Origin of the sequence: Kitasatospora sp. NPDC091257 (assembly GCF_044757675.1) — a bacterium.
GTDB classification, from domain to species: domain Bacteria; phylum Actinomycetota; class Actinomycetes; order Streptomycetales; family Streptomycetaceae; genus Kitasatospora; species Kitasatospora lactacystinica.
Map to the genome: position 1 here is coordinate 1 of NZ_JBIVVI010001583.1, position 1,686 is coordinate 1,686.

Below are 1,686 nucleotides of genomic sequence, written 5' to 3' on the forward strand. Positions count from 1 at the left end.
GCTCGACCATCACCGGCGTGCCGGACAGCGTCCGCAGCCGGACGATGACGTACACCTCGGCGCCCGGCTCCAGGCGCAGTGGCTCGCCTCGGCGCGCGGGGCGGGCGTGGTGCTGCACCTCGCGGTGGTCACCACCTTCCTCGCGTACTGGCTGTTCGGCCACGGCCTGCGGCACACCAGCGCCCAGACCGCCACCACCCTGACCCTCGCCGAACCGGCCGTCGCGGCGGTGCTCGGCGTGGCCGCCCTGGGCGAGCGCCTGCCGGCGCTCTCCTGGTGCGGCCTCGCCGTCCTCGCCGCCGGCCTGGCCTTCCTGGCGCTCCCCGCCCGGCGGTAGGCCCGACGCCCCTGCGTGGGACGTCGGCCGGGCCGACTTCCCGTGCGGCAGAGGCAAGTTCGCGGAACCCGGTTGCCGTCGGCGGTCCCGTCTGTTGGGCTTGCCGGCGGCGGGCCCGACCGAGGCCGCCGACGTCCTTGCCGTACGAGGGGATCCCCGTCATGCCCGACAACGCCACCGGCCCGCTCGACCTGCTCGCCCGCTACCGGCGGGCGATGCTCGACCTGGACGCGGACGCCCTGGCCGACCTCTACGCGGAGGACGGGGTGCACGAGTTCCCGTTCCTGTTCCCCGGGGTGCCCGAGCGGTACCGGGGACGGGAGGAGATCCGGGCCGGGTACCGCGCGATCTGGGGTCCGAGCGCGGCGCGGCCGCGGGAGATCCGGGAGGTGGCCGTCCACCCGGGGGCCGATCCGGAGGTGCTCACCGTCGAGCAGCAGGTGGTCGGGACGCACGCCGGCACCGGCGAGCCGTTCACCGTGCCGGGCCTGCTGGTGATGCGGTCCCGGGGCGGGCTGCTGGTGCACGTCCGGGACTACATGGACGGCCTGGGCGTGGCCCATGCGATGGGGCGGCTGGGTGCCGTCGCCGCGCGGCTGGAGGCCGGGGAGTAGGGCGGCGGCCGGGCCGGCCTCCGGCGCGGGCCGGTCAGAGGGCGAAGTGGGCGGCGATGCCGTCGAGGACGCAGTCGAGGCCGGTCTCGAACTGCCAGTCGGGGTCGTCCTTGCGGGTGGCCGCGTGGAGGTAGCGCTGGTAGTTGGGGTAGCGGCCGGTGCCCATCAGCCAGCTCATCCGGGGGGCGAGGCCGGCCCGGGTCTGGTCGCCGTCGGACCAGCCGCGCTCGCGGCGCAGGGTGTTCAGGGTGACCTCGGTGGTGACCGAGCCGTGGACGTAGCCGGTGACGGTGCGGAACACCGCCATGGTGGTGTCGGCGTCCAGGCCGTGTTCGGCCAGGGCGGCGAACGCGTGCTCGGGGACGGCGAGTTGGTGGGGGCTGAGGGAGAACGGGGTGGCCGTCCGGACGGTCCACGGGTGGGCCAGGTGCATGGCCCGCAGGTTGAGGGCCAGGGCGCGCATGGTGTCCCGCCAGCCCTCGGCGGGGGTGCCCAGCGGGAGCCGGCCGTAGACGAAGTCGACCATCAGCTCGATGAGCTCGTCCTTGCCGGAGACGTACCGGTAAGCGGCCATCGGGGCGACGCCGAGTTCGGCGGCCAGTCGGCGCATGGTGACGGCCTCCAGGCCCTCGGCGTCGGCGACGGCGACGGCGGCCTCGGCGATCCGCTGCGGGGTCAGGGTGGTGCGCGGTGCGGGGGCCGGGCGGGCCAGGCGCTCCCAGAGCGAGACCGGGG

At 75.7% G+C, this 1,686-nt stretch carries 3 protein-coding genes; 2 read left to right on the forward strand and 1 reads right to left on the reverse strand.

All coding sequences use genetic code 11. The annotated features are described in order from the left end of the window. Positions 1-337: EamA family transporter (locus ACIQOV_RS40460; RefSeq protein ID WP_401056007.1), on the forward strand; the 337-nt coding region annotated here is incomplete at its 5' end. A gap of 161 nt (positions 338-498) precedes the next feature. After that, a complete protein-coding gene (locus ACIQOV_RS40465; RefSeq protein ID WP_401056009.1) occupies positions 499-951 on the forward strand; it encodes a nuclear transport factor 2 family protein in 453 nt (150 codons plus the stop codon). 34 nt (positions 952-985) lie between these two features. Here ACIQOV_RS40465 and ACIQOV_RS40470 read toward each other — a convergent pair. Further along, on the reverse strand, positions 986-1,686 hold a 701-nt coding region (locus ACIQOV_RS40470), incomplete at its 5' end, for a TetR/AcrR family transcriptional regulator (RefSeq protein WP_401056011.1).